26 protein-coding genes and 4 tRNA genes are annotated in these 25,819 nt (G+C 43.1%); 13 read left to right on the forward strand and 17 right to left on the reverse strand.

What is annotated here, in order from left to right; translation table 11 throughout:
• Position 1 precedes the first annotated feature (1 nt).
• From F893_RS07355 to F893_RS07365, 3 genes are all read left to right on the forward strand, one after another.
• A complete protein-coding gene (locus tag F893_RS07355) occupies positions 2-508 on the forward strand; it encodes a chorismate--pyruvate lyase family protein (protein WP_004279643.1) in 507 nt (168 codons plus the stop codon).
• A 5-nt stretch (positions 509-513) separates the two neighbouring features.
• Complete coding sequence (gene ubiA, locus F893_RS07360; RefSeq protein ID WP_004279645.1) at positions 514-1,392, forward strand: 4-hydroxybenzoate octaprenyltransferase; 879 nt, start codon at positions 514-516, stop codon at positions 1,390-1,392.
• A 136-nt stretch (positions 1,393-1,528) separates the two neighbouring features.
• Positions 1,529-1,792: a hypothetical protein gene (locus tag F893_RS07365; RefSeq protein WP_004279647.1), complete on the forward strand. Its 264-nt coding sequence runs from the start codon at positions 1,529-1,531 to the stop codon at positions 1,790-1,792.
• Between the two features lie 184 nt (positions 1,793-1,976).
• Here the strand turns inward: F893_RS07365 and F893_RS07370 are convergent, their stop codons facing one another.
• The 8 genes from F893_RS07370 to F893_RS07405 all read right to left on the reverse strand — a co-directional run bounded on the left by F893_RS07370 (position 1,977) and on the right by F893_RS07405 (position 6,080).
• Positions 1,977-2,966, reverse strand: a complete 990-nt coding sequence (locus F893_RS07370; protein ID WP_004279649.1) for a diaminopimelate dehydrogenase — start codon at positions 2,964-2,966, stop codon at positions 1,977-1,979.
• A gap of 316 nt (positions 2,967-3,282) precedes the next feature.
• On the reverse strand, positions 3,283-3,726 hold the full coding sequence (locus F893_RS07375) for a DUF2726 domain-containing protein (RefSeq protein WP_004279650.1): 444 nt from the start codon (positions 3,724-3,726) through the stop codon (positions 3,283-3,285).
• 61 nt (positions 3,727-3,787) lie between these two features.
• Positions 3,788-3,863 (reverse strand) — tRNA-Asn (locus tag F893_RS07380).
• Positions 3,864-3,869: 6 nt separating this feature from the next.
• Positions 3,870-3,945, reverse strand: a tRNA-Asn gene (locus F893_RS07385).
• Positions 3,946-4,236: 291 nt separating this feature from the next.
• Positions 4,237-4,312: transfer RNA gene (locus tag F893_RS07390), tRNA-Asn, on the reverse strand.
• A 5-nt stretch (positions 4,313-4,317) separates the two neighbouring features.
• A tRNA-Asn gene (locus F893_RS07395) sits at positions 4,318-4,393 on the reverse strand.
• Positions 4,394-4,541: 148 nt separating this feature from the next.
• Positions 4,542-5,168 (reverse strand): superoxide dismutase, encoded by a 627-nt coding sequence (locus F893_RS07400; protein ID WP_004646486.1) that lies wholly within the window; start codon positions 5,166-5,168, stop codon positions 4,542-4,544.
• A gap of 153 nt (positions 5,169-5,321) precedes the next feature.
• On the reverse strand, positions 5,322-6,080 hold the full coding sequence (locus F893_RS07405; RefSeq protein ID WP_004279653.1) for a Nif3-like dinuclear metal center hexameric protein: 759 nt from the start codon (positions 6,078-6,080) through the stop codon (positions 5,322-5,324).
• Positions 6,081-6,250: 170 nt separating this feature from the next.
• On the opposite strand from F893_RS07405, the gene F893_RS07410 reads away from it, so the two are divergent.
• From F893_RS07410 to F893_RS07450, 9 genes are all read left to right on the forward strand, one after another.
• Entirely contained in the window at positions 6,251-7,432 is a 1,182-nt protein-coding gene (locus F893_RS07410; protein WP_004279655.1) for a S1C family serine protease, read from the forward strand.
• A 137-nt stretch (positions 7,433-7,569) separates the two neighbouring features.
• Positions 7,570-7,827, forward strand: coding sequence for a hypothetical protein (locus F893_RS07415; RefSeq protein WP_004730148.1), 258 nt, complete (start codon positions 7,570-7,572; stop codon positions 7,825-7,827).
• 80 nt (positions 7,828-7,907) lie between these two features.
• Positions 7,908-8,699: a pyrimidine utilization protein D gene (gene rutD, locus F893_RS07420; RefSeq protein ID WP_004279657.1), complete on the forward strand. Its 792-nt coding sequence runs from the start codon at positions 7,908-7,910 to the stop codon at positions 8,697-8,699.
• A gap of 336 nt (positions 8,700-9,035) precedes the next feature.
• Positions 9,036-10,142 carry a pyrimidine utilization protein A gene (rutA, locus tag F893_RS07425; RefSeq protein WP_004279658.1) on the forward strand — a complete coding sequence of 369 codons (1,107 nt, stop codon included), beginning with the start codon at positions 9,036-9,038 and terminating at the stop codon, positions 10,140-10,142.
• The gene (gene rutB, locus F893_RS07430) at positions 10,139-10,867 is read left to right on the forward strand and encodes a pyrimidine utilization protein B (RefSeq protein WP_004279659.1); all 729 of its coding nucleotides are present in this window, start codon (positions 10,139-10,141) and stop codon (positions 10,865-10,867) included. The genes rutA and rutB overlap by 4 nt, the downstream gene beginning before the upstream one ends.
• Positions 10,868-10,933: 66 nt before the next feature.
• Positions 10,934-11,314, forward strand: coding sequence for a pyrimidine utilization protein C (gene rutC, locus F893_RS07435; protein ID WP_004279660.1), 381 nt, complete (start codon positions 10,934-10,936; stop codon positions 11,312-11,314).
• Between the two features lie 145 nt (positions 11,315-11,459).
• On the forward strand, positions 11,460-11,975 hold the full coding sequence (gene rutF / locus F893_RS07440) for an NADH-dependent FMN reductase RutF (protein ID WP_004279661.1): 516 nt from the start codon (positions 11,460-11,462) through the stop codon (positions 11,973-11,975).
• A 33-nt stretch (positions 11,976-12,008) separates the two neighbouring features.
• Positions 12,009-13,370 (forward strand): pyrimidine utilization transport protein G, encoded by a 1,362-nt coding sequence (gene rutG / locus F893_RS07445; RefSeq protein WP_005104604.1) that lies wholly within the window; start codon positions 12,009-12,011, stop codon positions 13,368-13,370.
• Between the two features lie 51 nt (positions 13,371-13,421).
• Positions 13,422-14,261, forward strand: a complete 840-nt coding sequence (locus tag F893_RS07450; protein ID WP_005104603.1) for an NAD(P)-dependent oxidoreductase — start codon at positions 13,422-13,424, stop codon at positions 14,259-14,261.
• A gap of 133 nt (positions 14,262-14,394) precedes the next feature.
• Here the strand turns inward: F893_RS07450 and F893_RS07455 are convergent, their stop codons facing one another.
• The 3 genes from F893_RS07455 to lipA form a co-directional block, all read right to left on the reverse strand.
• Positions 14,395-14,787: a carboxymuconolactone decarboxylase family protein gene (locus tag F893_RS07455; protein ID WP_004279664.1), complete on the reverse strand. Its 393-nt coding sequence runs from the start codon at positions 14,785-14,787 to the stop codon at positions 14,395-14,397.
• A gap of 166 nt (positions 14,788-14,953) precedes the next feature.
• Complete coding sequence (locus F893_RS07460; protein WP_004279665.1) at positions 14,954-17,458, reverse strand: acyl-CoA dehydrogenase; 2,505 nt, start codon at positions 17,456-17,458, stop codon at positions 14,954-14,956.
• A gap of 354 nt (positions 17,459-17,812) precedes the next feature.
• On the reverse strand, positions 17,813-18,826 hold the full coding sequence (gene lipA / locus F893_RS07465; protein WP_004279666.1) for a lipoyl synthase: 1,014 nt from the start codon (positions 18,824-18,826) through the stop codon (positions 17,813-17,815).
• Between the two features lie 213 nt (positions 18,827-19,039).
• On the opposite strand from lipA, the gene sthA reads away from it, so the two are divergent.
• Positions 19,040-20,455, forward strand: coding sequence for a Si-specific NAD(P)(+) transhydrogenase (sthA, locus tag F893_RS07470; RefSeq protein ID WP_004646501.1), 1,416 nt, complete (start codon positions 19,040-19,042; stop codon positions 20,453-20,455).
• Between the two features lie 96 nt (positions 20,456-20,551).
• On the opposite strand, the gene F893_RS07475 is transcribed toward sthA, so the two are convergent.
• From F893_RS07475 to F893_RS07505, 6 genes are all read right to left on the reverse strand, one after another.
• Entirely contained in the window at positions 20,552-20,881 is a 330-nt protein-coding gene (locus tag F893_RS07475; RefSeq protein WP_004279668.1) for a four-helix bundle copper-binding protein, read from the reverse strand.
• Between the two features lie 279 nt (positions 20,882-21,160).
• Complete coding sequence (locus F893_RS07480; RefSeq protein WP_004279669.1) at positions 21,161-22,126, reverse strand: TauD/TfdA dioxygenase family protein; 966 nt, start codon at positions 22,124-22,126, stop codon at positions 21,161-21,163.
• A gap of 178 nt (positions 22,127-22,304) precedes the next feature.
• Positions 22,305-22,439: a hypothetical protein gene (locus F893_RS18375; RefSeq protein WP_005104601.1), complete on the reverse strand. Its 135-nt coding sequence runs from the start codon at positions 22,437-22,439 to the stop codon at positions 22,305-22,307.
• Entirely contained in the window at positions 22,432-23,646 is a 1,215-nt protein-coding gene (locus F893_RS07490; RefSeq protein WP_005104600.1) for an MFS transporter, read from the reverse strand. Before F893_RS07490 ends, F893_RS18375 begins: the two co-directional genes overlap by 8 nt.
• A 119-nt stretch (positions 23,647-23,765) precedes the next feature.
• Positions 23,766-24,588, reverse strand: a protein-coding gene (locus tag F893_RS17385) for an IS5 family transposase (RefSeq protein ID WP_085064288.1) whose coding sequence is annotated in 2 segments (ribosomal slippage) — positions 23,766-24,206 and positions 24,208-24,588 — 822 coding nt in all. Because the reading frame shifts where the segments join, the coding sequence is not laid out codon by codon here.
• A gap of 100 nt (positions 24,589-24,688) precedes the next feature.
• Entirely contained in the window at positions 24,689-25,765 is a 1,077-nt protein-coding gene (locus tag F893_RS07505; protein WP_005251313.1) for an OmpW/AlkL family protein, read from the reverse strand.
• Between the last annotated feature and the right edge of the window lie 54 nt (positions 25,766-25,819).

The following is a 25,819-nucleotide window of genomic DNA, read 5'->3' on the forward strand; positions in this document are numbered from 1 at the left end:
AATGAATAGTCGTTCTAGAAATCAAAATCAGCGTGTGCTGCTGTCAACTCTGCCTGTTGAGTTAAAACCGTGGCTGTATGCATCGGGTTCACTCACGCAACAACTGACCGATTTGGCGCAAGGACAATTCCATGTCGAGCCAATTCAAGAGCATTTTCAGCGTTTAAGCTTTGCCAATGCCAAATGGATGCAGATGTCACATCAGCATACTTCCTGGGTGCGTGAAAGTTATCTCTACGGCTCGGAACAGTCTCCTTGGGTGAAAGCCAAAAGCATCTTTCCGATTTTAAGCCTGCAAAAAAAAGCCCGAATTTTTCAGCATATTGGCACCAAACCGATTGGCTGGTTTCTGTTTCAGCGCACTAATCCACTGTGCCAGCGCCGGGTGGTACTTTTAGATGAGGGCTGGACCCGTCAGAGCTGCTATACTTGGCACGGCTGTAAATTTATCGTACAAGAAACATTTTTACCGGCATTTGAACACTTTATACAAAATTCACGGGCTTGATTTTTATGGCAACCGCACAAGCAATCACCTGGCGTGAGCGTCTTAGCGCCTATTATTATCTTTGTCGTTTTGATAAACCGATTGGGACTGAACTGGTTTTTTGGCCTACCATGTGGGCGCTGTGGATTGCAGCTCAGGGCATGCCACGTATTGAAATTTTAATTCCCATGATTTTGGGTGTGATTTTTATGCGGGCGGCAGGCTGTGCCATTAATGATTTTGCTGACCGTAAAGTCGATGCACATGTGGAGCGTACTAAAAACCGCCCATTAGCGACCGGGATTATCAGTGCCAAAGAGGCCGTAATGGTATTTCTGGTTTTGGTGGCTGCCAGTGCCTGCTTGCTATTTTTTCTGCCAATCGAAACTTTTTACTGGTCATTTGGGGCTTTATTTTTAGCGTTTATTTATCCTTTTATGAAGCGCTATACCCATTTACCTCAAGTCTTTTTGGGTGCAGCATTTTCCTGGTCGATTCCGATGGCTTATACCGCAGTTGGACAAACGCCGGATTTAACCTGCTGGCTTCTATATTTTGGTAATCTGGCCTGGACCGTAGCCTATGATACCCAATATGCAATTGCAGATCGTGAATACGATTTAAAGATTGGGGTGAAATCAACCGCGATCTTATTTGGTCGATATGATATTCAGATCATTAGCGCTTTGCAGGCCATTAGTATTCTTTTGATTGCTGTAGCACTTTGGCTAGAAAATTTACTGATTCCATTTGGTTTGGCTGCATTAATTGTTGTCACTCTCGATTTTATTTACCAATGGTTTAAAACTCGAGATAAAAATCCACATTTGTGTTTCTGGGCGTTTAGGCATAACCGCTGGATTGGACTGATTATTTTTGCAGGAATACTACTGGCTTTGAGGTAGTGACTGTCTATCGACTGAGAAAAAAGCGTCCTATAAGGATGCTTTTGTTATTGCCTAATCTATAAGGCTTGAGCTATGACTTTATTTTGTTATATTGGGCAGTGTAATTAAATGACGAAATTAAAGCAGGTTTGTTATGTCCGAGCAGCCACAGCCCCGCAGTGTCAAAAAGCTATTGATCTTCGGTACGCTTGCACTTTGTATTCCGGTATTTTTAATTAGTATGGCATTTCTTGCAGTGAATAGTGATGCTAAAAATCAGGAAAAATACAAGCAGCAGCAGACAGATATGATTGCGCGTATTGAAGCACGAGAAGCTGCGGAAAAGCTCAAAGCAGAGCAGGATGTTAAGGCAGATTCAACTCAAGCTGCGTCTGAAAGTAGTGCAACAGCACCTTAATCTATCTAAAATCCCTTTGCACTTGTCTAATACTGCAAATGTCTGTGTAGTAGATAGTTGCATGGGTTTCTGCAAACGATGATTTGACTGTAGATATTCGATACTTAGTAATTAGGCAAGCTGTATTCTAGAATGGAAAAATATAGCCACCCATCATCCGATCGGTGGCTATATTTAAATCATCTTAAAGCAATTCTTTGCGCAATTGTTCTGAAGATTTAATTGAAAGTAGGGCAGGTGCTACATCTAGGGCTGTTTTGGCACCATATTGCTGAGTTTGATTCAGACGGTAGCAGGCACGGGCATAAGCCACTAGAACACTTGCAGTAAACTCTGGATTGCTATTCAGCTTTAAAGAAAACTCAATCACCTGTTTTTGTGCATCACTGGTATTACCACTACGAATGACAAAACCGCCATGTGGCATATCTTGGTGATCTTTCAGTAAAGTTTCCTCACTGATAAAATTCACAGTCGTATTATAATCTGCAAAATAATCAGGCATGCTGACGATGGTTTGTTCAACTGTTGCTGCATCAGCTCCTTGTTCCAAGACCACATAACAGTCACGATGATGTTTATCTTTGGTGCTTAACTCAGGTCGTGCGCCACTGCGGACTTGTTCAATAGCATCAGTGGATGGAATGGTATATTGAACACCAGCTTTCACCCCAGGTACACGGCGGATCGCATCCGAATGGCCTTGGCTTAAGCCTTTACCCCAAAAAGTATAAGTTTCGCCATCTGGTAATAGCGCTTCACCAAATAAACGGTTAATCGAGAACATGCCAGGATCCCAGCCAATAGAAATCATGGCTGTTTTTTTGTTAGCAAGGGCGGGTGCATCGACTGCAGCATAGTATTCCGGAATACGTGCATGCGTATCAAAACTATCTACAGTATTGAATTTACTTGCAAAGATAGGCGCCTGTTGTGGCAAGTCATCTTTAGAGCCGCCACAAAGAATCAGCACATCAATTTTATCGCTAAACTCATTTAATAGTGCATCCATGCTATACACTTGAGTTTCTGCAAAGCAAGGAGAGACGCTGCTTGGTGAGCGGCGAGTAAAAATACCGACAAGCTGCATATCAGGATTTTTCTGGATGGCAGTTTCAACACCGCGGCCAAGATTACCGTAACCCGCGATACCAATACGAATAGAATTTTGCATAAATAAACGATCACTGAATAAAAAAACAACGCCAAAAATAAGCAAGGTGATGATGGCCAGAAATGGAACAGGCCAATCAGGTCATCTGACTTATATTTTGTTTTCGAAAGGATTATAGAGCGATAATTTAAACTTTATCACCCTAATCCTGCAGAAAGGCAGGTTTAACTGAGAATGCTTGTGATGAGACGCTAAATTGGACGAGGATAGGTTAGTTTTGAAGCATGAAAAGCTGCCGAGAAATTAAAAGCGGAGCAGGAGGCTTTGATTAATCCAATTCAAGCTGCAGCGAGAAATATCGAAATTGCAGCTTAATTTATTTTAAATCCCTTTGCAGTTGTCTGATAGTCGGAATCTGGGTGTATCGAATCACGGTATAGCCTGCTGCAATCAGCATGGCATCGCGTTCAGCATCTTCCTGCTCTTTGCCAATATGGCTCGGATCATCCAGTTCGACAATCGCCACTACATTATATTCACGATCAAGTACCACGAAGTCTGTGACTTTGCGATTAAATTGATTGCGCATTTTCATCTGATCGTGCGTGATCAAAGCGCTAAACGCGACTTGTGCCAGAATGTGATGATGAGGAAAGGCATCTTTCAGACGTGTAAACATCCTGCTTTCAAAAGCAGTAATGACGCGCTTCGGATAGAATTTCTTTTGACGGGTGAAGAGATGTGGGAAGAGCAGGCAAACTAATGCAAAAGTTGCCAGGCAGCCAATCACAAAAAATATAAACTGACTCAAATTAAACACAGATCACAAAAGGGGAGAATAAAAAAACCCACTTCGCAATGAGTGGGTTTCTTCAGAATCTTGGCTCTCCCACCTGGGCTCGAACCAGGGACCTGCGGATTAACAGTCCGTCGCTCTACCGACTGAGCTATGGGAGAATAGATTGGCTCTCCAACCTGGGCTCGAACCAGGGACCTGCGGATTAACAGTCCGTCGCTCTACCGACTGAGCTATTGGAGAATCTGACAGCGATTATAGAGAGATTTGAAAAGGGGTCAAGGCACTTTTAGAAAAAAGCTGAAGAAATTGAATCAAGTGTTTTAAAAATAGTCGAAAAGGTTTGTAGTTTAAACTGTTATGTTTATGTAAACCGGTCCTAACAGCAAAATCGCGATCAGCCTGAATTTTGATAAGTGATCTGGATCATAAGAAATGAGCGGTTGATCGCGCATATAAATCAATATGATCTCAATTTAAAAAATACAGCTATAAAAAAACCCACTTCGCAATGAGTGGGTTTCTTCAGAATCTTGGCTCTTCCACCTGGGCTCGAACCAGGGACCTGCGGATTAACAGTCCGTCGCTCTACCGACTGAGCTATGGAAGAATATATGGCTCTCCAACCTGGGCTCGAACCAGGGACCTGCGGATTAACAGTCCGTCGCTCTACCGACTGAGCTATTGGAGAATCTGATCGGCATTTTAGGGATGAATAACCAGGTCGTCAATCAATTAATGTAAAGAAATGAATTGTTTGCTTCATAAATATTCATTTAGAGCCTAAAAATAAAAAAATCACCCGAAGTGGGTGATTTTTTTAGCAAAGAAATAAAAAATTATTTCTCAACACCTGCAGGCTGACCTGCATATTTCGCATTTGCATAATCCCAGTTTACTAGGCTTTCTAGGAAAGTAGAGATGTACTTAGGACGAGCATTACGGAAATCGATGTAGTAAGCGTGTTCCCAAACGTCAATCGTCAACACTGCAATTTTACCGTGCGCCATTGGCGTATCAGCATTTGAAGTTTTCATGATAGAAAGCTGACCGTTTACTTCGTCAGCCACTAACCAAGCCCAACCTGAACCAAACTGAGTAGTTGCAGCAGCAGCAAATTCTTCAGCAAATTTTTCATAAGAACCGAAAGCTTCGTCAATTTTTGCAGCCAAAGTACCAGTTGCTTTACCGCCACCGTTTTTAGCCATACAGTTCCAGTAGAACGTGTGGTTCCAAACTTGAGCCGCGTTATTGAAAACACCTGCTTTAGAAGCATCACCAGCAGTTGCTGTAATAATTTCTTCTAGAGTTTTGCCTTCAAGCTCAGTACCAGCGATCAGGTTATTCAGGTTAACCACATACGTATTGTGGTGTTTGTCGTGATGGTATTCTAAAGTTTCCTTGCTGATGTGTGGAGCAAGATCTTCGTAGCCGTAAGGTAATGCTGGTAAAGTAATGGTTGTCATGTTCTCAATTCCTTGCATTTTGCTGGGTTTTAACAATAAGTGGCTTTATTGTAATAGATAATCGGGCAGAAATGGGCATCGTGTATAAATAACAATACAGAATAAAGCCTGAAAATATATGAATAAAGCCACTGATCATAACCGTCAGTCGAATTAAATCGGATTGTTTAATTCGAAATAATCATACTCAATATTAAACTGTTCTGAAATAGCCTTGCCAAGGCGTTGCACACCGTATTTTTCAGTCGCATGATGGCCACAAGCATAATAATGCACATTCAGTTCCTGAGCTTCATAAAAGGTGCGTTCGCTCACTTCACCTGAAATATAGGCATCACAATCTTGTAGTGCCGCTTTTTGAATATAATCCTGCGCACCACCGGTACAGAAACCGACTTTATGGATTTGAGTTTTTTCAGCAGGAAGATGAATCGCATCAAAGCCCAGCTTTTCTGAAACATAATTTTTAAAATCTTCCGGACTCATTGGCTGTTTTAAATAGCCAATATTGCCAATTGGACGTTTCTCACTCGGATCAAGCTGTTCGATATTTTCGAGTTCTAATAAATCCGCAATGGCGGCATTATTTCCCAGTGTTGGATGACTGTCTAAAGGCAGATGATAGCCAACCAGTGAGATATCATGTTGAATCAGGGTTTTAATGCGTTTACCACGCATTCCCGTAATCGGATAGGCTTCTCCTTTCCAGAAATAGCCATGATGAACCAGCAATAAATCTGCGCCTTGCTCAATTGCAGCTTCAATTGCACTCTGGGAGGCGGTCACGGCACAGAGGATTTTATTCACTTCGGATTTGCCTTCAATCTGCAAGCCATTCGGTGCATAGTCCTTAAATTCACGTGCTGCCAAAGTCTGGTCACACCATTGAATAATATCGTTCAAATTCGCCATAAAATTCCTGTAAGTTTAAAAACTTGCCCATATTTATCTATAGGTCTAATTGTAACTAAAGCTGCACAAATCTCTGTGGAATTTTTTGTGTTTAGTTATGTATTTAGCATTACAATAGGACACAAATTACTTAGTCATCAACGAATTAAAATATTTTAGAGGATAGCAACGTGCGCCGCACCTTTACATGGTTACCCTGGGTGTTACTGATTTTAGTCATTATCGGTTTTTTGGGGTGGCAACAACTACAAAAACCAAAGGCACCAGTTGCGCCAGATGGCGTCAAAATGCCTGCTGAAAAAGTAGAGCCGTTGATTGATACGTCGCGCTCAGGAGGCGTGGTCTCCTACAGTGCTGCTGTAAAAGTGGCAGCCCCGGCTGTCGTGAATATTTTTACTACCCAAAAAGTCAAGCAACAGGCGCATCCTTTACTGACCGATCCGGTATTTCGTGAATTCTTTGGCGATCAGTTGCCTGACCAGTATGGACAAAGCCCGAATGAAAACAGTTTAGGTTCGGGTGTAATTGTACGTCCAGACGGTTATATCCTGACCAATAACCACGTGATTGCGCAGGCCGATCAGATTGTAGTGGCTTTGCAGGATGGACGTCGTGCCGAAGCTAAAGTGGTCGGAACTGACCCGGATACCGATCTGGCCGTGATCAAGATTGAACTGACGCAATTGCCAGTTTTGCCATTTAAACTCAGTGGCAATGAAGTCGGTGATGTGGTTCTGGCCATTGGTAATCCTTTTGGTGTTGGGCAAACCGTGACGCAGGGGATTATCTCGGCAACGGGCCGTTCAGATTTGGGTATCAATACCTATGAAGACTTTGTACAGACCGATGCTGCAATTAACCCGGGTAACTCGGGCGGTGCACTTATTGATGTCGCCGGTAATTTAATTGGTGTGAATACTGCAATTTTCTCGCAGTCTGGTGGTTCGCTGGGGATTGGTTTTGCCATTCCGGCCAAAATTTGTCAGCAGGTGATGAATGCCATTTTGAAAGATGGCCGTGTGGTTCGTGGCTGGTTAGGGATCAGCTTATTACCTGCAGAGCGTGATGATGTCCTGCAACCCAAAGAAAAAGGTGTGACGGTCGCAGAAGTGCTACCGAATGGACCTGCTGCCAAGGCTGGAATCCAGCGTGGCGATAAGATTATGAAAGTAAATGAGGAAGAGATTAGTTCTGCCTCACATCTGATTAATTTTGTGGCCTTGCAAAAGCCAAACAGTACCATTCAGATTGAAATTGAGCGGGCAGGAAAAACCATGATCCTAGAGGTTGTGGTGACTGAACGTAAGGCACAAGACAGTGCTTCACAATATATTCCTCTGCCAGGCCAATAAGTTTGATTAAAAAAAATCCCTCATGATGAGGGATTTTTTTTATACTTTCTTTCAGCATGTTCTGATACAAAAGTGAAATATTAAGCGTTTTATAAATCATTTAGCTTAGTGAAATAACATTAAAAGAGAAAATAAAAATGAATTTTATGACGGCAGATCAGGCCAAAATTTTATCTAATGTTGCTAACCTGAATATTGAAATGTATAAGCCACGTCTGGCGCAACTGATTGAAGATAATGCCCGGCAAGGCAATACAGCGGTACTGACAGTTTTTCCCAAACATCTGCCTTTGGAAGATATCCGTGCCTTGTCTGCCGAGTTAACAGATCTGGGTTATAACGTACGTTTTGAAGTACAAGAATTTTATTACAGCTTTAATGTCTACTGGCTGTAATTTTAACAGTTGTTCAAAAAAGGTCCTGTTTAGGCATATATTTTGCTGCGTTCATCTCATATTTAAACTATGAGAAATTTATGTCTTTATTTATTCATCATGCAGCACAGGCAGATGCACCTTATGTGGTGCTTTCGTCCGGACTGGGCGGACATGCCAGTTTCTGGAATCCTCAAATTAGAGTTTTACAGCAGCATTTTCATGTGGTTACTTATGACCAGGAAGGCTGTCATTCAGATTCTGAACTCTTGCCCACGCCTTATTCGATCGACCATATGGCCGGCCAGATTCTGGATTTATTGATCAATGATGGCATTCGAGAGTTTCATTTTATCGGGCATGCGTTGGGCGGACATATCGGCATGCAACTGGCGACCTATCAGGCTGAAAGAAAGTTTAAGCTGCTCAGTTTGACCATGTTAAATGCTTGGGGAGAGCTGGATGCTCATACTCAGAAGTGTTTCGAAGCCCGGACTTCGTTATTGCTCAATAGCAAGGCAGAGGCATATGTGAGAGCACAGGCTTTATTTCTTTATCCGCCGCAGTGGATTTCAACCCATATTGATCAGTTAACCGAAGCAGAAAATAAGCAGCTCCTTGACTTTCCACCGATCAAAAATGTTCTGGCACGCCTACAAGCCGTGCAGACTTTTAAACTAAACACAGAACATCAACAGGCACTCAAAGATATTCCTATACATCTGCTTGCCAATCAGAATGATTTCCTGGTGCCTTATCAACGGTCACAGCAATTACAGCAATGCTTGCCGCATAGTCAGCTAAGTTTGCTTGCTACAGGTGCACATGCATCTACTGTGACCGAGACAGATCAGGTGAATCAACTGATCCTTTCATTCCTGATTTCCCCTTAGTTTGAAGATTTTTTTAAAGCCAGACCTCGTGTCTGGTTTTTTATTTTTTCTAATCAATCATTTTTGTAGCATCAGCATGGTTTTTACTTCGAATTGATGCATGAACTGCAAATGCAAAAATTGCTACGAGTGCACTTGAATGAAACAATATGTTCAAAATTGACTCATAGGTAAAAATGGTTATTTTACTAAAAATTCAAAAAATAAAATATTAAGTAATTGATAATTATAAATTAAATATAGTTGGCACACGCTTTGCAATGTTTATCTTGTAAATAAAATTCCCGAAGTGGAATCAGAATTTTGAATAAGTGTTAAAAATAATGAGGTGTGAAAATGAAAATAGGTGTCTTCTGTCCAATTGGAAATAACGGCTGGTTAATCTCTGAAAATGCACCACAGTACATGCCGACTTTTGAGTTAAACAAACAAATCGTACAACGTGCTGAACACTATGGTTTCGATTTCGCACTCTCCATGATCAAGCTGCGTGGCTTTGGTGGCAAGACCGAATTCTGGGAACATAACCTGGAAACTTTCACCCTGATGGCGGGTCTCGCAGCCGTGACCAGCAAAATTCAAATTTATGCAACGGCAGCCACTTTGGTCATGCCACCGGCAATTGTGGCACGTATGGCGTCTACCATTGATTCTATTTCTAATGGCCGTTTTGGTCTAAATGTGGTGACTGGCTGGCAACCACCTGAATATACCCAAATGGGTATGTGGCCAGGTAATGACTATTTTGGTAAACGCTATGAATATCTGTCTGAATATGTACAAATTCTGCGTGAACTTTGGGCGACTGGTAAGTCAGACTTTAAGGGCGAACATTTCCAGATGGAAGATTGCCGTGTCAGCCCACGTCCACAAGCGGATATGAAAATTATCTGCGCAGGTCAGTCTGATGCAGGTTTAGAGTTTTCTGCACAATATGCCGATTATAACTTCGTGTTTGGTAAAGGCTTGAATACTCCAACAGCTTATGCAGAAATTAATGACCGCCTAAAAGAAAAAACAGATGTAACTGGCCGTGATGTACAGACTTATGTGCTGTTTATGGTGATTGCTGCAGAAACTGATGAAGAAGCTCAAGCCAAATGGCAGCACTATAACGATGGTGCCGACATGGAAGCGATTAACTGGCTGATGAATCAAGGCGGTAAAGATACGACTTCTGGTACAGATACCAATATCCGTCAAATGGCTTCGAGTGTATCTCCAGTGAATATCAATATGGGTACGCTGGTGGGTTCCTATGGAAATGTGGCACGAATGTTGGATGAAATTGGCGAGATCAAGGGTACCGAAGGTGTGCTACTGACTTTTGATGATTTTATTCAAGGCGTTGAAAATTTCGGTCAGAAAATCCAGCCACTGATGAAATGTCGTGATCATATTGTCATTGAAGATGCAGCACCGGTTATGGAGAAAAGCGCATGAGTGAATCAGTCGTAACAGCCGGTTTTACTGAAAAACTCGGCACAGGAAAAACCCTTAAAGCTGAACCCGAAGCGATTTGTCTTGCACCAGAACAAACAGCTTTGATCGTCATTGATATGCAGAATGCTTATACCTCGCAAGGCGGCTATCTGGATCTGGCGGGCTTTGATGTCTCAAAGACCAAGCCAGTAGTGGAAAATATTAAAAAGGCTGTTGATGCTGCACATGCAGCTGGTATTCAGGTGATTTATTTCAAAAATGGCTGGGATGCGGAATATAAGGAAGCGGGTGGTAAGGACTCTCCAAATTTCCATAAATCCAATGCCTTAAAGACCATGCGTAAACATCCTGAATTACAGGGACAGTTATTGGCCAAAGGTAGTTGGGATTTTGAACTGATTGATGAGTTAAAGCCATTGCCACAAGACTTGGTGATCGAAAAGCCACGTTATAGCGGTTTCTTTAATACCGCGTTGGACAGCATGTTGCGTGTGCGAGGAATCCGTAATCTGGTCTTTGTCGGAATTGCCACCAACGTTTGTGTGGAATCGACGCTACGTGATGGCTTCTTCCTGGAGTATTTCGGTGTCGCACTTGCTGATGCCTGCTATCAGGCAGGTCCAGCCGAAGCTCATGAAGCCAGTCTGTATAACATCAAGACCTTCTTTGGTTGGGTGTCAGATACTGCAAATTTTGTCGAGACCTTTCAAAAAGAAAGTGAGTAACTAAAAGAAACTAAATCAGCTGTAAGCGCATAAAGAATTAAAGATCAGAATTAAGGAAAAAATAGTATGCCTAAAGAAATCATTATTCCAGCAGGAACATCGAAACCATTAGCACCTTATGTACCGGCAACCAAGGCAGACAATATTGTGTATGTATCCGGTACATTAGCTTTTGATGAAAATAATAATGTGGTGCATGTCGGTGATGCCGCAGCACAGACCCGTCATATTCTGGAAACTATCAAGCGTGTGATTGAAGAAGCCGGTGGCAGCATGGATGACGTAACGTTTAACCATGTCTTTGTCAAAGACTGGGCAGATTATGCTGCGATTAATACAGTTTATGCTGAGTATTTCCCGGGAGATAAACCGGCACGTTATTGCGTACAGACAGGTTTGGCCAAACCTGATGCGCTGGTCGAAATTGCTTCGATTGCCCATGTATAAGCCGATCCACCTGATTCAATCTCATTACTAGATGCCCCAGGTCTGAAACTGAATATTGACTTGGGGGAGGGAGAACAGCATGAATGCCAAACTATCTAAAATCATCACAGAAACAGTTGTAGAAAATAACGCATTAAATAAGGTTTTGGCGACTAACGCATCAGATGACATCTTTACCCAGGTCGATCAGCAGATTTTCCGTCAGGGCATGTCTAATCTAGGTGCTGCAGTGAATGTCATTACCACGCAAGGCGATGCAGGAATGGCTGGATTTACCGCTTCGGCCGTATGTAGCGTGACGGATACACCACCAACGTTACTGGTGTGCCTGAACCGTTCTGCGTCAGTCTATGAAACCTTTAAAAAGAATCAGGTGTTGTGTGTGAATACCCTGGCATCACATCAACAAAATCTTTCCAATCTGTTTGGTGGAAAAACACCAATGGCAGAGCGTTTCAGTCAGGGGAACTGGAAAACTTTGGTGACCCAGTCGCCTGTACTTGAAGATGCCTTAGTCAGTTTTGACTGCGAGGTGGTCCAATGTTTATCCGTAGGCAGTCATGACGTGCTGTTCTGTGAGGTGAAAGCCATGTGCCAGAGTCAAGGCAATGCGCTGATGTACTTTAACCGTTCTTACTGTGAGCCACACAAAATGTGCTAAATCAATTCAGTCCTAATCAAGGAGGGGAAGCCGATGCAAGAAAAAGAAACGTGGTTTCCAAAATTTAAGCCTTACCAAGGCAATCTCGATACCACACCCGTGCAAACAGATGAATATCTGCCTGCTGGGAAAAGTATTATTCTCGGGTTACAGCATGTGTTTGCGATGTTTGGGGCAACCGTGCTGGCGCCACTTTTAATGGGGTTTGATCCCAATCTCACGATTTTTATTACCGGGATTGGCACCATTTTATTTTTCCTGATCACTGGCGGTCGATTGCCAAGTTATCTGGGGTCTAGTTTTGCCTTTATTGGCGCCGTGGTGGCGGTCACAGGCTACTCCGGAGCAGGGGCGAATCCCAATATCGGGCTGGCGCTTGGCGGTACCATTGCTTGCGGTATTGTCTATGCCTTGATTGGTCTGCTGGTCATGAAAACCGGTACCAACTGGATTGAAAAACTGATGCCGCCAGTAGTGACAGGCGTGATTGTGATGATCATTGGTTTGAACCTGGCGCCAGTCGCAATTAAGAGTGTTTCAGCGAACCAGTTTGATTCCTGGATGGCATTAATCACCATTATCTGTATCAGTGTGATTGCTGTGTTTACCCGAGGAATGGTACGCCGTCTGTTGCTGTTATTGGGCTTATTGTCTTCCTATCTGATTTACTTCCTTTTCACAAACGTCATGGGCTTCGGATCTGCGATTGATTTTACCAAAGTCAGTGAAGCAGCATGGTTTGGTTTGCCGAATTTCCAGAGTCCGGTCTTTGAAATGAATGCCATGCTGATGATTGCACCAGTGGCCATTATTCTGGTTGCAGAAAATCTTGGGCACTTTAAAGCGGTATCCGCAATGACTGGTAAAAATCTGTCGCCGTATATAGGACGCGGTTTCTTTGCAGATGGGGTTTGTACTTCATTATCCGCTTCTGTCGGCGGTACCGGGATGACCACTTATGCTGAAAATATCGGTGTGATGGCAGTGACCAAAGTGTACGCCACCACCGTATTTATTTTTGCCGGGATCTTCGCTATTTTGCTGGGACTTTCACCTAAATTTGGTGCGGTGATCAGTACCATTCCAGTAGCTTTATTGGGTGGCGCATCGATTGTGGTCTTCGGGTTGATTACTGTGGCGGGTGCCAAAATCTGGGTGGATAACCATGTTGATTTTACCAAGAACAGTACCCTGATTATTGGTGCGGTGTGTCTGATTATGGGGACAGGTAATTATAGCTTGCAGATTGGTGGTTTCGATTTGGGTGGTATCGGTACTGCGACTTTGGCTGCGATTTTGTTGAACCTGTTCCTAAATCGTGGTGAAGATAAAGAATTGCCAGCATCTGAACCAGCTGAAACCGTAACTGAGGTTGAGGCTAAGCCAGTCGCTTAATATGAGGAGCATTTTTTGAGTCATTCAATTGCATTTTTAGGACTCGGGGCAATGGGCTGGCATATGGCCTCCCATTTGCCAAAACTCGGGCATCAGGTTTGGGTCTGGAATCGAACTGAACAGAAAGCTGTAACGCATGCTGAAATTTTTGCAACTCAAGCAGTGAGTATTAAGCAGGCGGTTCAGGCAGATTTTATCTTTTCCTGTTTGCCGACCAGTCAGGATGTGGAAGCATTGATTGCAGCCCATCCACCCAAACAAGGTGCAATCTGGATTGACTGTACCAGCGGTGTACCGGAATCTGCCCAAAAACTGGCGAAGCTCTTGGAGCAACAAGGCAGTTTTTATCTGGATGCTCCAGTATCCGGTCAGACTGTTGGGGCAGAAAAAGGCACTTTAACTGTGATGGTGGGTGGCAATGAACAAGCCTTTGAACGAGCCAAACCGATCATTGATGCCTTTGCTGGCCTGATTGAATATGTGGGAGAAAGCGGTTCTGGCTTTGCGGTAAAAGCTGTGAATAATACCTTAATGGCGACTCACTTATGGGCATTGGCTGAAGGGCTGACTGTGCTGAAAGGGCAGGGTGTTGATTTAAGCAGTGCACTAAACTGTATTAATCATTCCAGTGGTAAAAGCAGCATGTCGGAAAATATCATGGCACAGCGTGTACTAAGCCGTGAATTTAATAAGACCTTTGCACTGGATCTATTACAGAAAGATATTGGCATTGCCTTGGAGTTGGTACAGCAACAGCAACTGGATTTATCAGTAATGTCTTTGGTTCAGCAAGAGTTTCAGCAGATTGCCAAACCACAGGCCAGTCAGCTGGATTTCTCCGCTGCGGTGCAAGGACTGGAACAGCGGACTCAAATTAAATTAAGAGGATAATCTTTTCAAACAATATTAAAGACAGTGTTAAAGACGTTATAGCTATAGATATATCAGTTTAAAATTTAAAAAGCCGGGAATTTTAATTCCCGGCTTTATTATTGATAAGCCAGTTAAATAGCCTAGGCAGTTCTTAATTCTGTTGATTTGTCTGATATTCCTGAATCACTTCAAGCGCTGCACGGAAGGCTTCCTGAGTAGCTGGGGCACCGCAGTAAGGCAGGCTATGCAGTAGTACTTCCTGAATTTCTTCAACTGTTGCACCATTATTCAAAGCGCCACGAACATGGCCTTTCAATTCAGTTGGGCTTTTTTGCGCGGTAAGAAAAGCAATAGTAATTAAAGAACGATATTTACGTGGTAAAACCCCTTCACGTTGCCAGGTCGAACCCCAGGCATGTTCATTAATCCAGTCCTGCAAAGGCTGAGTAAAAGGAACCGTATTGTCCTGAGCGCGCTTTACAAAGCTTGAACCCATCACTTCAGTACGGACTTTCAAGCCATTTTCATAATCTTGTTGTGACATCATTGACCCTCAATTTTATTATGAGTCTAGCTTAACGTTTTATCTCTTAAATACCATCGTGCAATAGTCGTAAAAAAGTGGCTTAATAGCCACTTGAGATATCCAAAGTGAAATCAGGAAATAACTTCACTTTGTAATCAAGGTCTGATTTAGATAAAAGTTCTATCTAAGGACTGGTTGAATGTGAAGGTGCACTTTGAACTGAAGTATCAGTACCTGTTGCATCTGCTTTCGAAATATGAGGATTTTCCAGCTCCAATACTTCCTGTAAATGCAAATCGAAGACATCAGTCAACATGCTGTCATAGCGACGCGCATTATAGTGCAGTAACTTATTGGCTTCTTCTTCATTAATAAAGCCTTGTTCATGCGCATCAGCCACATGATCAGCAAAACTGAGTCCCTTGAATTGACCTTTGTTTTCAGCTTTTTTAAAGCGATCCCAAAGCTGCTCAATTTCCAATAACATGGTGAAGGTTGATTCCATACGACCATTTACATCATCTTCCGCTGTGCTATAGAAAACATGCTTTTTCAGTACTTTCCGGAAAGCATTGTCTTCCATCATACTGTTGGCTACCTGCTGTTTTAGCTGGTCTGACGGTTTTTTCAATGGGCGGCCAAGTGGGAAACATAACAGTTTGACCATACCTGCTGCTGCACCTGATGGAAAGTTGGCAAACAGATCGAAAAAAGCTTCTTGCGCTGTATACAGAGACTTTTCTACCGCAAGCTGTGCATGTAAACGCTCATCTTCAGTCTTTTTGCTATGCTCAAAATATTTCAGAATTGAGGAAGCAATAAACAGATGTGCATGAATATCGGCCAGACGACCCGAAAGCATTTCCTTACGTTTGATATCCCCTGCGAGTAAACCTAGGCACATATCCGCAGTTAAAGCAAAGTTGGCACTCAGCCGATTAATGATCTTATAATAAGGCTGGGTGAAATCAACCGCACTTTGCGGCGCAGCACTTGAGCCACCTGTAAAGGCATAGGCAAAGGAGCGAGCAGTCCGGTTAAAGGTGTAACCCAAATGCTTAAACAGCAAGTTATCAAAAGGATTTAGAGCCGCTGCCGAGTCTTCTGCCTGTAAGAGCTGTAATTCTTCATATAGATAAGGATGGCAGCGCATTGAACCCTGTCCAAAAATCATCAAGGAACGACTGAGAATATTGGCGCCTTCGACGGTAATGGAGACTGGAATTGCCTGATAGTAAGGTGCCAGAAAGTTACGCGGCCCCATCTGAATGGCACGACCACCGACCACATCCATGCCGTGATTGACCACTTTACGCATGCCTTCAGTTGCATAGTATTTGGCAATCGCCGTCATTACGGCAGGCTTGCCACCCTGATTCAGACCACAGGTGACCAGATAACGGAAGGCTTCCAGCATATAGGTGTCACTGGCGATTTCACTATTGGCTTCCTGAACACCCTCAAACTTGCCAACTGAAATCTTGAATTGCTGACGAATACGAGAGAAAGCACCCACATTTAAATAAGTCATTTCTGAAGTAGAAGTAGACAGCGCTGGTAGGGAAATGCCACGACCGACTGCCAAACATTCCATCAGCATGCGCCATCCTTTACCGGCATTTTTTACGCCACCAATAATCCAGTCCAGTGGAATAAAGACATCTTTACCTTCCACTGTTCCATTCATGAATGGCGGTCCCGGGTTATGCCGTGGTCCCACTATTACGCCTTCATGACTGGCAGGAAGCAGGGCACAGGTAATGCCATATTCAGTCTGTTCACCCAAAAGATGATCCGGATCATACATTTTAAAGGCCAGACCCACCACTGTCGCAATTGGTGCCAAAGTAATCCAGCGTTTGGAAAAATTCATTCTCAGACCGAGTACTTCCTGACCTTCAAACTGGCCATAGCAGACTACACCGGTATCAGGAATCGCACCAGCATCGGAACCGGCCTCCGGACTGGTCAAACCGAAACAGGGAATTTCTTCGCCTCGCGCCAGACCCGGCAGATAACGGTCTTTCTGTTCTTCGGTACCATAATGCAGTAACAGCTCGCCTGGTCCGAGTGAGTTCGGTACCATACAACTCACGGCTGTGGTCAGAGATCGCGAAGCAATCTTGCTCATCACCCGACTTTGGGCAAAGGAGCTAAAGGCACGACCGCCGTATTCTTTGGGAATAATCAGGCCTAAGAAACCATGTTCCTTAATATATTGCCAGACATGATCAGGCAGCGCTTTCTGCTCATGGATTTCCCATTCATCCAGCATGCTGCACAAGGTCTCAACCTCATTGTCCAGAAAAGCTTGTTCTTCTAGCGATAATTTGGGATAGGGATAACTGTTAAAGGTTTCCCAGTTCGGTGCACCCATAAACAGTTCTTTTTCCCACCAGCTGGTTCCGGAGTCCAGTGCTTCACGTTCTGTCGGGCTGATACTCGGCATGGCATTGGCCAGTGCTTTATAGGCCGGTTTAGAAATGAACGACATACGTAAAGGGTCGATCATCACCACAAGGCTAATCAGGATCAGCGGAATGCCGAGAATAAGTGACCATGGGCTAATAAAGGCACAGACTACTGACATGACAATTAGTGCAATTGCACCCGCGCTACGGGAGAGCTGAAAATAGAAAACCGCCCATAAACTAAGTAATAGCAGTAGTACAGCAAATATAAATAGCATTGTTATAGTTCTCCAGATTTATACAACGCTGCCTGTGCCGAGATCTCATAGAATTTTTGTCACAGTTCATTCATTTTTTTTGTCGCTTGAGGATCGGACAGGTTCAGCATTGCACGTGTGAGAATGATCGTTTTCAAGTCTTGCAACGATATTTTTAAATCTTTCATCTATTTTTGAGATTGTTTGAAAAATGCTCAGTCTTCAAGTGAGAACGCGCAAAGAAATGTGAAGATAAGTAATGACTTAATCTTATCTAAAATAAAAAATGGCGTTTAACGCTGAGTAGAATTTCAATTATGGATATTAAAAAGCCCTCTACAAGAGAGGGCTTTTATTTCATTTGTTTAAACAGGACTAAGCTTCAATGGCCTGGACTGCAATTTTTTTTGCAGGATCCACTTTACGACGCACTGCTGGTACAGGTTCGCCGTAGTATTGGCGGTCGGCAAAGTAGCTTGAACGAACCATTGGTGCTGCCCAGATATTGCGGAAGCCGAGTTTTTGACCATGTTCGGTATAACGCTCGAATTCTTCAGGTGTCACAAAGCGGTCAATCGCTGCATGTTCTTTTGAAGGCTGCAAATACTGACCAATCGTCACATAATCTACGCCATGCGCATATAAATCATCAAGCAGGGCAAGCACTTCTTCTTCAGTTTCACCAATACCGACCATCAGACCACATTTGGTTGGTACGTCCGGGCAGTATTCTTTAAACATTTTCAGCAGGTTTAAAGAGTGTTGATAGTCAGAACCTGGACGCATGGCTTTATATAAACGCGGTACAGTTTCGATATTGTGGTTAAACACATCTGGTGGGCATTCAGTCATGATGCGCAGCGCGATATCCATACGACCACGGAAATCTGGCACCAGAATTTCCAGCAGGGTATTCGGGCTTAGAGCACGCGCTTCTTTAATACAATCTACAAAATGCTGTGCACCGCCATCCAGTAAATCATCACGGTCTACCGAAGTGATCACTGCATATTTCAAACCCAGATTGGCAATAGTTTCTGCCATATGACGCGGTTCATCTGCATCGAGTGCATTTGGACGGCCATGAGCCACATCACAGAACGGACAACGACGGGTACAGATATCGCCCATAATCATGAAAGTCGCAGTACCGCCACCAAAACATTCAGGCAGGTTTGGACAGGCGGCTTCTTCGCACACCGTATGTAATTTTTGCTGACGTAGTGTGGTTTTAATACGTTGAACTTCTTCAGGTGCCGCCATTTTCACCCGGATCCAGTCCGGCTTGCGTGGCGTTTCAACCGTAGGAACAACTTTTACAGGAATGCGGGCAACTTTTTCCGCACCGCGAAGTTTGACGCCCTGTTCAGGTTTACGGTTTTCAGACATATTCAACTTTTCCACTGTTTTTGAAGGGGGAGATACTCAAAGATAGCGCAGTTATTATAACGGACTTCGTTCTAAATAGGGCAAAAAGGGGTATTCATTTAAAAAATGTTCTTATCAAGCAATATATGTGAGTTAAATACACCAAATCAACAGGATTTACGTCATAATAAGAGTGTAGATTAAAGTGAATTTTTTAATTTTGAGGAGCGTTGAATGCCACGTAAAAAAGAGGTCGTTAGTGGGACTTTCGTTAAATATGATGCGGTAGTTCTAGGTTCGGGCCCTGCGGGCGAAGGCGCGGCAATGAAACTTGCCAAATCTGGTAAGCGTGTTGCAATCGTTGAGATGCGTGAACAGCTGGGTGGTAACTGTACCCATGTCGGTACGATTCCAAGTAAAGCATTGCGTCAAACAGTATCCAGTATTATCCGTTATCAACGTGATCCACTGTTTCAAAAAGTCGGGGACTGGAAGCAGTTCACCATGAAGCAAGTGTTGCGTCATGCACATAAAGTTATTCAACAACAAGTAGATACACATTCACGTTTCTACGACCGCAATAAAATTGATATTTATCATGGTCGTGCCTATATTCAGGATCAAAATACCATTTTTGTATTTAACCCAGATGGCATTAAAGAAACGCTGATGTTCAAGCAACTGGTCATTGCCAGCGGCTCGCGTCCATATCGTCCAGACATTCTTGATTTTAATCATCCACGTGTATTTGATTCAGACAAAATTCTGGATCTGGACTATTCCATCCAGAAAATCATTATTTATGGTGCAGGTGTAATCGGTTGTGAATATGCCTCGATCTTTATTGGTCTAGGACATAAAGTCGACTTGATCAACACCCAACACAAACTTTTAAGCTATCTGGATGATGAAATTTCTGATGCACTGTCTTATCACTTGCGTGAACAGGGTGTATTGATTCGTCATAATGAACAGATCGACTTTTTAGAAACATTTGACGACCATGTGGTGATGCACACGCAAAGCGGCAAGAAAATTAAAGCCGACGCGATTTTGTGGTGTAATGGCCGTTCAGGCAATACCGATGGTCTAGGCCTTGAAAATGTCGGCCTGAAACCGAACAGCCGTGGTCAATTGACTGTGAATGATCAATATCAGACTGAAGTAGAAAATATCTACGCTGCCGGTGATGTAATCGGTTGGCCTTCGCTAGCCTCTGCTGCCTATGACCAAGGTCGTTGCGCAGGTGCCAATATGAGCGGCGAGAAAGACGTTGCGCCGGTGACTGATATTCCAACCGGGATTTATACCATTCCTGAAATTTCTTCGATTGGTAAGACTGAACAGCAGCTGACTGAAGAAAAAATTCCGTATGAAGTCGGTCAGGCATCATTCCGTCATTTGGCACGTGCACAGATTACCGGTGATACTATGGGTGAATTAAAGATTCTGTTCCATCGCGAAACATTGGAAGTTTTGGGTGTACATTGCTTCGGTAATAATGCCTCTGAAATTATCCATATTGGTCAGGCAGTCATGAACAGCCCGAACAATACCATCAAGTACTTCGTAGAAACCACGTTTAACTATCCGACTATGGCGGAAGCGTATCGTGTAGCCACACTGAATGGTATGAACCGTTTATTCTAAGTGAGATATTTGACTTAGACAGAAAAACCGCAAGTCTTCACTTGCGGTTTTTTTATTGGAAGTGATTAAGTCAGTCAAGTTGATCAAATCGAATTTTTAAGCCGCCATTTTTCGGCATTCTTCAGCACAGCGGCGGCATGCTTCGGCACATTGCTGACAATGTTCATCTTCATGATGACCACATTCTTCTACACAGTAGTCACAGGCTTTCGCACAAAGTTCACATATTTCATGCATGAATGGAGATTGCTTTTGTTCCATACGGGCGCAAAGCTGACAGATATCTGCACAGTCCAGACAGCGCTGGATACACTCCCGCATCATCTCCAGATCTTCTTCTTTAAGACAGGCACTGGCACAGTTGGCACATGCCAGGGAACAGTTCATACAGGTTTGCACACAATCTGAAAATTGAAGCTGATTCATTATCGTTTCCTCTTTCCATAGGTTTATTGCTGATTTTCTAATACGCTAAGCAGAAAAAGGAAAATACACTAGGCAGATTAGGTGAGGAAAAGTAAACAGGCGCTTTGTTTTGTTAAGGAATTTACTATCTATACTTATATTCAGAGTTAGATAGTTTTATTATTCGAGAAAATAAAAAACCATTGGGCCGGTCAAAGTCTCAATGGTAGAGGATTTACATGTGAGTCATTATTATCGAAGGTTGTAATGACCTTTCTTGTTATTCTGATTTTCTCATTTCTAAAACGGACGGCTACCCGCCAGACTGATGCGTTTTAATAAACGGCGCTGATCAGCCGGGAATGGACGGCGTGAGTGCAAAGTCACCTGATTATCCCAGAACACGATATCGCCAATTTCCCAGTGATGTTCATAAGCGAACTCAGGTTTTGAAATATGCTCACGTAATTTTGCGATCAGTTGACTGCCAGCCTGATCATCATAATTGACCAGTTCGACTTCGGTATGCGTATTCAGCCAAAGTGCTTTACGACCGGATTCAGGATGAGTGCGCACCAGTGGATGTGGATAGGCATGACTTAATATGGGCTGATCTTTAAAGCGATACAGCGGGCTATTGCCATAACCTTGATCATCAGCCTGATCTCTGGTTTTTTGACGGCGCACGAAAGGGTTATAAGTAATCAGTTGCAGCTGATCAATCTGTGCTTTGGTTTCTTTATTGAGTGCATCATAGGCTTTAATGGTATTGATCCAGCTGGTCTGTCCACCGTTCTGAGGCAGTTCAATCGCATACAATAAGGAAGCAAAAGAGGGTAAAGGTGTCCATTGATGATCGGTATGTGGAGTCAGTTCACCATGCCCGGTATAGTCTCCCTGACCGACGGCATTGGAAACCGGCACGACATCGGGTGGAACACCGCTATCGGACTGCGCAGCCAATACCGGGGTATCTGCACCTGGGCGGAAAATGGAACCGAAATAAGTTGAAAATGCCAAGTATTGTAAATCATCCAGACTTTGCTGCTTAAAGATCAAAATCAGATGCTCGGCCAGAGCCTGTTTTAACTGTAAAATGGTTTCAGATGACTGGGCTTTACGGGCATCCAGACCAAAGACCACTGCGCCTAAGGCCTGATCTGTTTGCGGTACAATCTTGATTTCAGCCGGATGTTGAAATTGATCTTGCTGATGCCAGCGTGGAGCATCATGAATGGCTTGTGAAAGTTGGGTTAAGCTGGTCATTATAAAGTCTCAGAATTTTCTTGTTGATGAGAATCTAAGAAAATTCCGGACTGAAATAAAATCAAAAGAAATGATAAGTTTATGAATAATCTGATATTTTTAATATTTAGTTGATTTTGAAACATTTAACTTATTGTGCGATGGATTGCGCATTTTCTGCTGAGGATATTTCAGCAGTTTAGTGTGCGCAAAAAGCCTGATTAAAATATTCAAATAACTGAGGTGTTTGAAACCACAGTCCAATCGACAAAGCCAGTAAAAGCAGGATTGCCACAGCAATCAAGAGTTTGAGTTTCAATAGAGAATCAGTCATGGACGATTTGCTCCTCATTGACCCAGAAATGCACCAGTACGCCAAAAATGCTGAGGACAATGGATAGCATCCACACCGCATTATAATTGCCACTCAAATCATGGTTAACTCCACCGAGCCAGCCACCAAAAAATGAGCCAACCTGATGGGTAAAGAACACGATGCCACTGAGCATGGTCAGATATTTCACCCCGAACATATTCGCCACAATGCCATTGGTCAGCGGAACGGTCGATAACCAGAGTAACCCCATAATGACACCAAAGCTATAGACTGTCCATGTGCTGAGAGGCAGCATGAGAAAGGCAATAATCGCAATTCCACGCAATGCATATAATCCCATCAGTAGATGCGGTTTGAAGTATTTGCCACCCAGCCAGCCGGCCGTATAGGTGCCTACCACATTAAACAGACCCACTAAGGCTAAGAAGATCGTACCGGTTGTGGCATTAAACCCATGATCAATCAGATAGCCAGGCAGGTGAATGCCAATAAAAACTACCTGAAAACCACAAACAAAAAAGCCCATAGCCAGAAACCAGAAGGGTTTATGATTTTTCACCACCACCAGAATCTGTTTAAAATTGAGTGAGACTTTATTGGGGGTAGCGGCCGCGTTGGGATGAACATACATCGGTGCTTTCAGCATCCAGGCCAATGGCACAATCAATGCAATTAAAATGGCACTGACCACCAGCGCCGCTGACCAGCCGACATTCTGTAATAGCAACAGGGTTGAAGGCAGCATGATAAACTGACCAAAAGATCCGGCCGCACTAGCAATTCCCATCGCCAAACTGCGCTTTTCTGGTGGGGCAGCACGTCCAACTGCAGACAATAACACCGGAAATGACGTAGCTGACAGGGCGAGACCCAGAATCAGGCCGACACTCAGATTAAGCAATAATCCGGTCGAGCTAACTGCCATCAAGAGTAGACCAATTGCATATAAGGCTCCGCCTACAGCTACCACAATCTTGCTGCCATATTTATCGGCAAATGCCCCGGTAATCGGCTGAACTGCACCCCAGATCAGGTTTTGCATGGCAATAGCCAGGCTAAAAACATTATGACCCCAACCGAATTCTTCGCTCATCGGTACCAGATACAGGCCAAAGGCATGACGTACACCCAGTGACAGTGCCAAAATGATGGCGGAGCCAATCAGCATAAAAATAAGAGCTTTGGAAAATTGACTGTCAGCCATACGTCATTCATGCCTATAAATTTGATATGTATAGTATTCGATTCAAGCAATAGAGGCGATTAAATAAATATTGATCAAAAGATAAATTTTTTTTATTAATAGATCTCTTGCGAAAGTCGTTATTGCAAGTTCATCCGGTTTACCAGTGCAGCGATTAAGTTAATGCGTAAACCGAATCTTTTCCGTCTATTTCGATAGCGTTCACTTAGTATTCTAAATCTTTTCAATTGACTGTTAATATGTTCGATTACAACTCGTATTTTTCCAATCATTTTATTGTAATTTTTCTCAGCATCAAATAAGGGTAAATTCTTCTTTTTCTTTATTGGCATCAATAATTTAAAGCCATCTTGCTCTAACCCATAGTACCCTAAATCGGTCATAACATAGTCACAATGTTTGAATTTCTTAACTGTTTTTCTTGCCAATTTAATATCATGCTGACTGCCAGACGATATATCTACTCCTATGATTTGTTTGCTCTTCGGATGATAGATCACTTGGGCTTTTAACGTATGTTTCTTCTTTTTACCACTGTAGAACTTACTCTGATTTTTTTTTCGGGCGTTCTATTAAACATTCTGTCGCATCAATAATTACCCAGTTAAATTGTTCGTCTGCTGTGGTAATGCTTCGTTTTGGCAGGGTAAAACGTCTTGATTTCATTAATGCATCTTCAACCTTTTTAATAGTTCGATTCACATTACTTTCAGCGATATGGTAATTTGCCGCCAATTCCAATTGGGTGTTGTAGCTCCGTAAGTAATTGAGTGTTAATAATAATTGATCCTCTATAGCTAAAGTATGAGGACGCCCTAATTTCTTTTTAAGTGATTCTGCTTCTTTTAAAACTTCGACCATTTCACTAAAAACTGCTCGAGGTACACCAACCAAGCGCTGGAATTCAGAATCTGAAAAACGATTTAATTTCTGATATTTCATGAAATCTATATTGAGGCAGTTTTTACTTTCGCAAGAGGTCTAATATATTAAGCCTAAAAAAACGGCCGAAGCCGTTTTAATTAAAAATCGGATATTGAGCTTAGAAACGCATACCGATCCCGGCATAGGCCAGAATCGGATTGACTTCAATATCGGCTTTAGAGCGAATCAGTTCACCTAAATTTGCATCTGTCACCGTAATTGTCGTGTCATTTTTTAGATGTGCATAAGATACTGAACCGACTGCAAACCAAGTGTCATTAAAGTCATAGCTAAAGCCGACCGTGGCCACAGGCGCGAAAGCATCGGATGCTTCAAGCTTTACTTTTGGATCGGCTTCACTTAGCTTGCCTTCAAGGGAAGCACCAGCATTGCCTTGTTTAATATTGGCAATCATATGTCCTGCAGCAATCAGGTCCTGCTCGGTACGTGAGTTAATTTCCAGTTCATTGAAATAGGCATACATCACACCTAAGCCGACATAAGGCCGGAATTTATTCACTCCGGTTTTACCAAAGTGATACTGGAATTCAAAGGCAGGTGTCCAGGCGCGGGCAGAGGCAGCCGGACCATAGGCTTCCAGATCAGTAATCTCGATATCTTTCTTCAGTATAATATCGATAGGAAGTTCAATATTGCCCAGAGTAGGGGTTGCTGTTCCCGAGAACGGTGCATAGATTTTACCTTTACCTTGCAGATCAACCTTGGGTGGAATGCCGGCTTTCATTTCAAAAGAAATATTATCGGTAAAATAGTAATTGGTCATAATGCCTAAAGTGGTGACATCATCCGCTGTCAGACCGGTACCTGGATTATCCCATTCAGACAGACCATTGATTTGAGTGGTTCCACTGATATTCGCTGGTAATGTACCTCCAGTGAAGAAACCAATCCCTTCTAATAATCCTTTCACTGTTATCTGATCGACAGAAGGATCAAGATTATTGACGACCGTATCAACATTGATAGCGCCGTTTCTATAACTTTTACCGTTTTCGACAGCAGTATTCACTTTAAATGGTTGGGCCTTGCCTTGCGGCATCACATGCAATGCACCGACTGATACCGAAAAGCGCTTAAAGCCATCTCCATCTTGCAAGCTAAAATAAGGGGAATCTGCATGTGCGACCATAGGTAAAGTGGCTAGGCCTGCCATACATGCCAGCAATGTTTTCATTGATTTGGAACTCCATGTCCAGTTTGTTTATTCGTTTTTCTAGTTCATTAATTA

It is taken from the genome of Acinetobacter sp. CIP 102136, assembly GCF_000369685.1.
GTDB classification, from domain to species: domain Bacteria; phylum Pseudomonadota; class Gammaproteobacteria; order Pseudomonadales; family Moraxellaceae; genus Acinetobacter; species Acinetobacter fasciculus.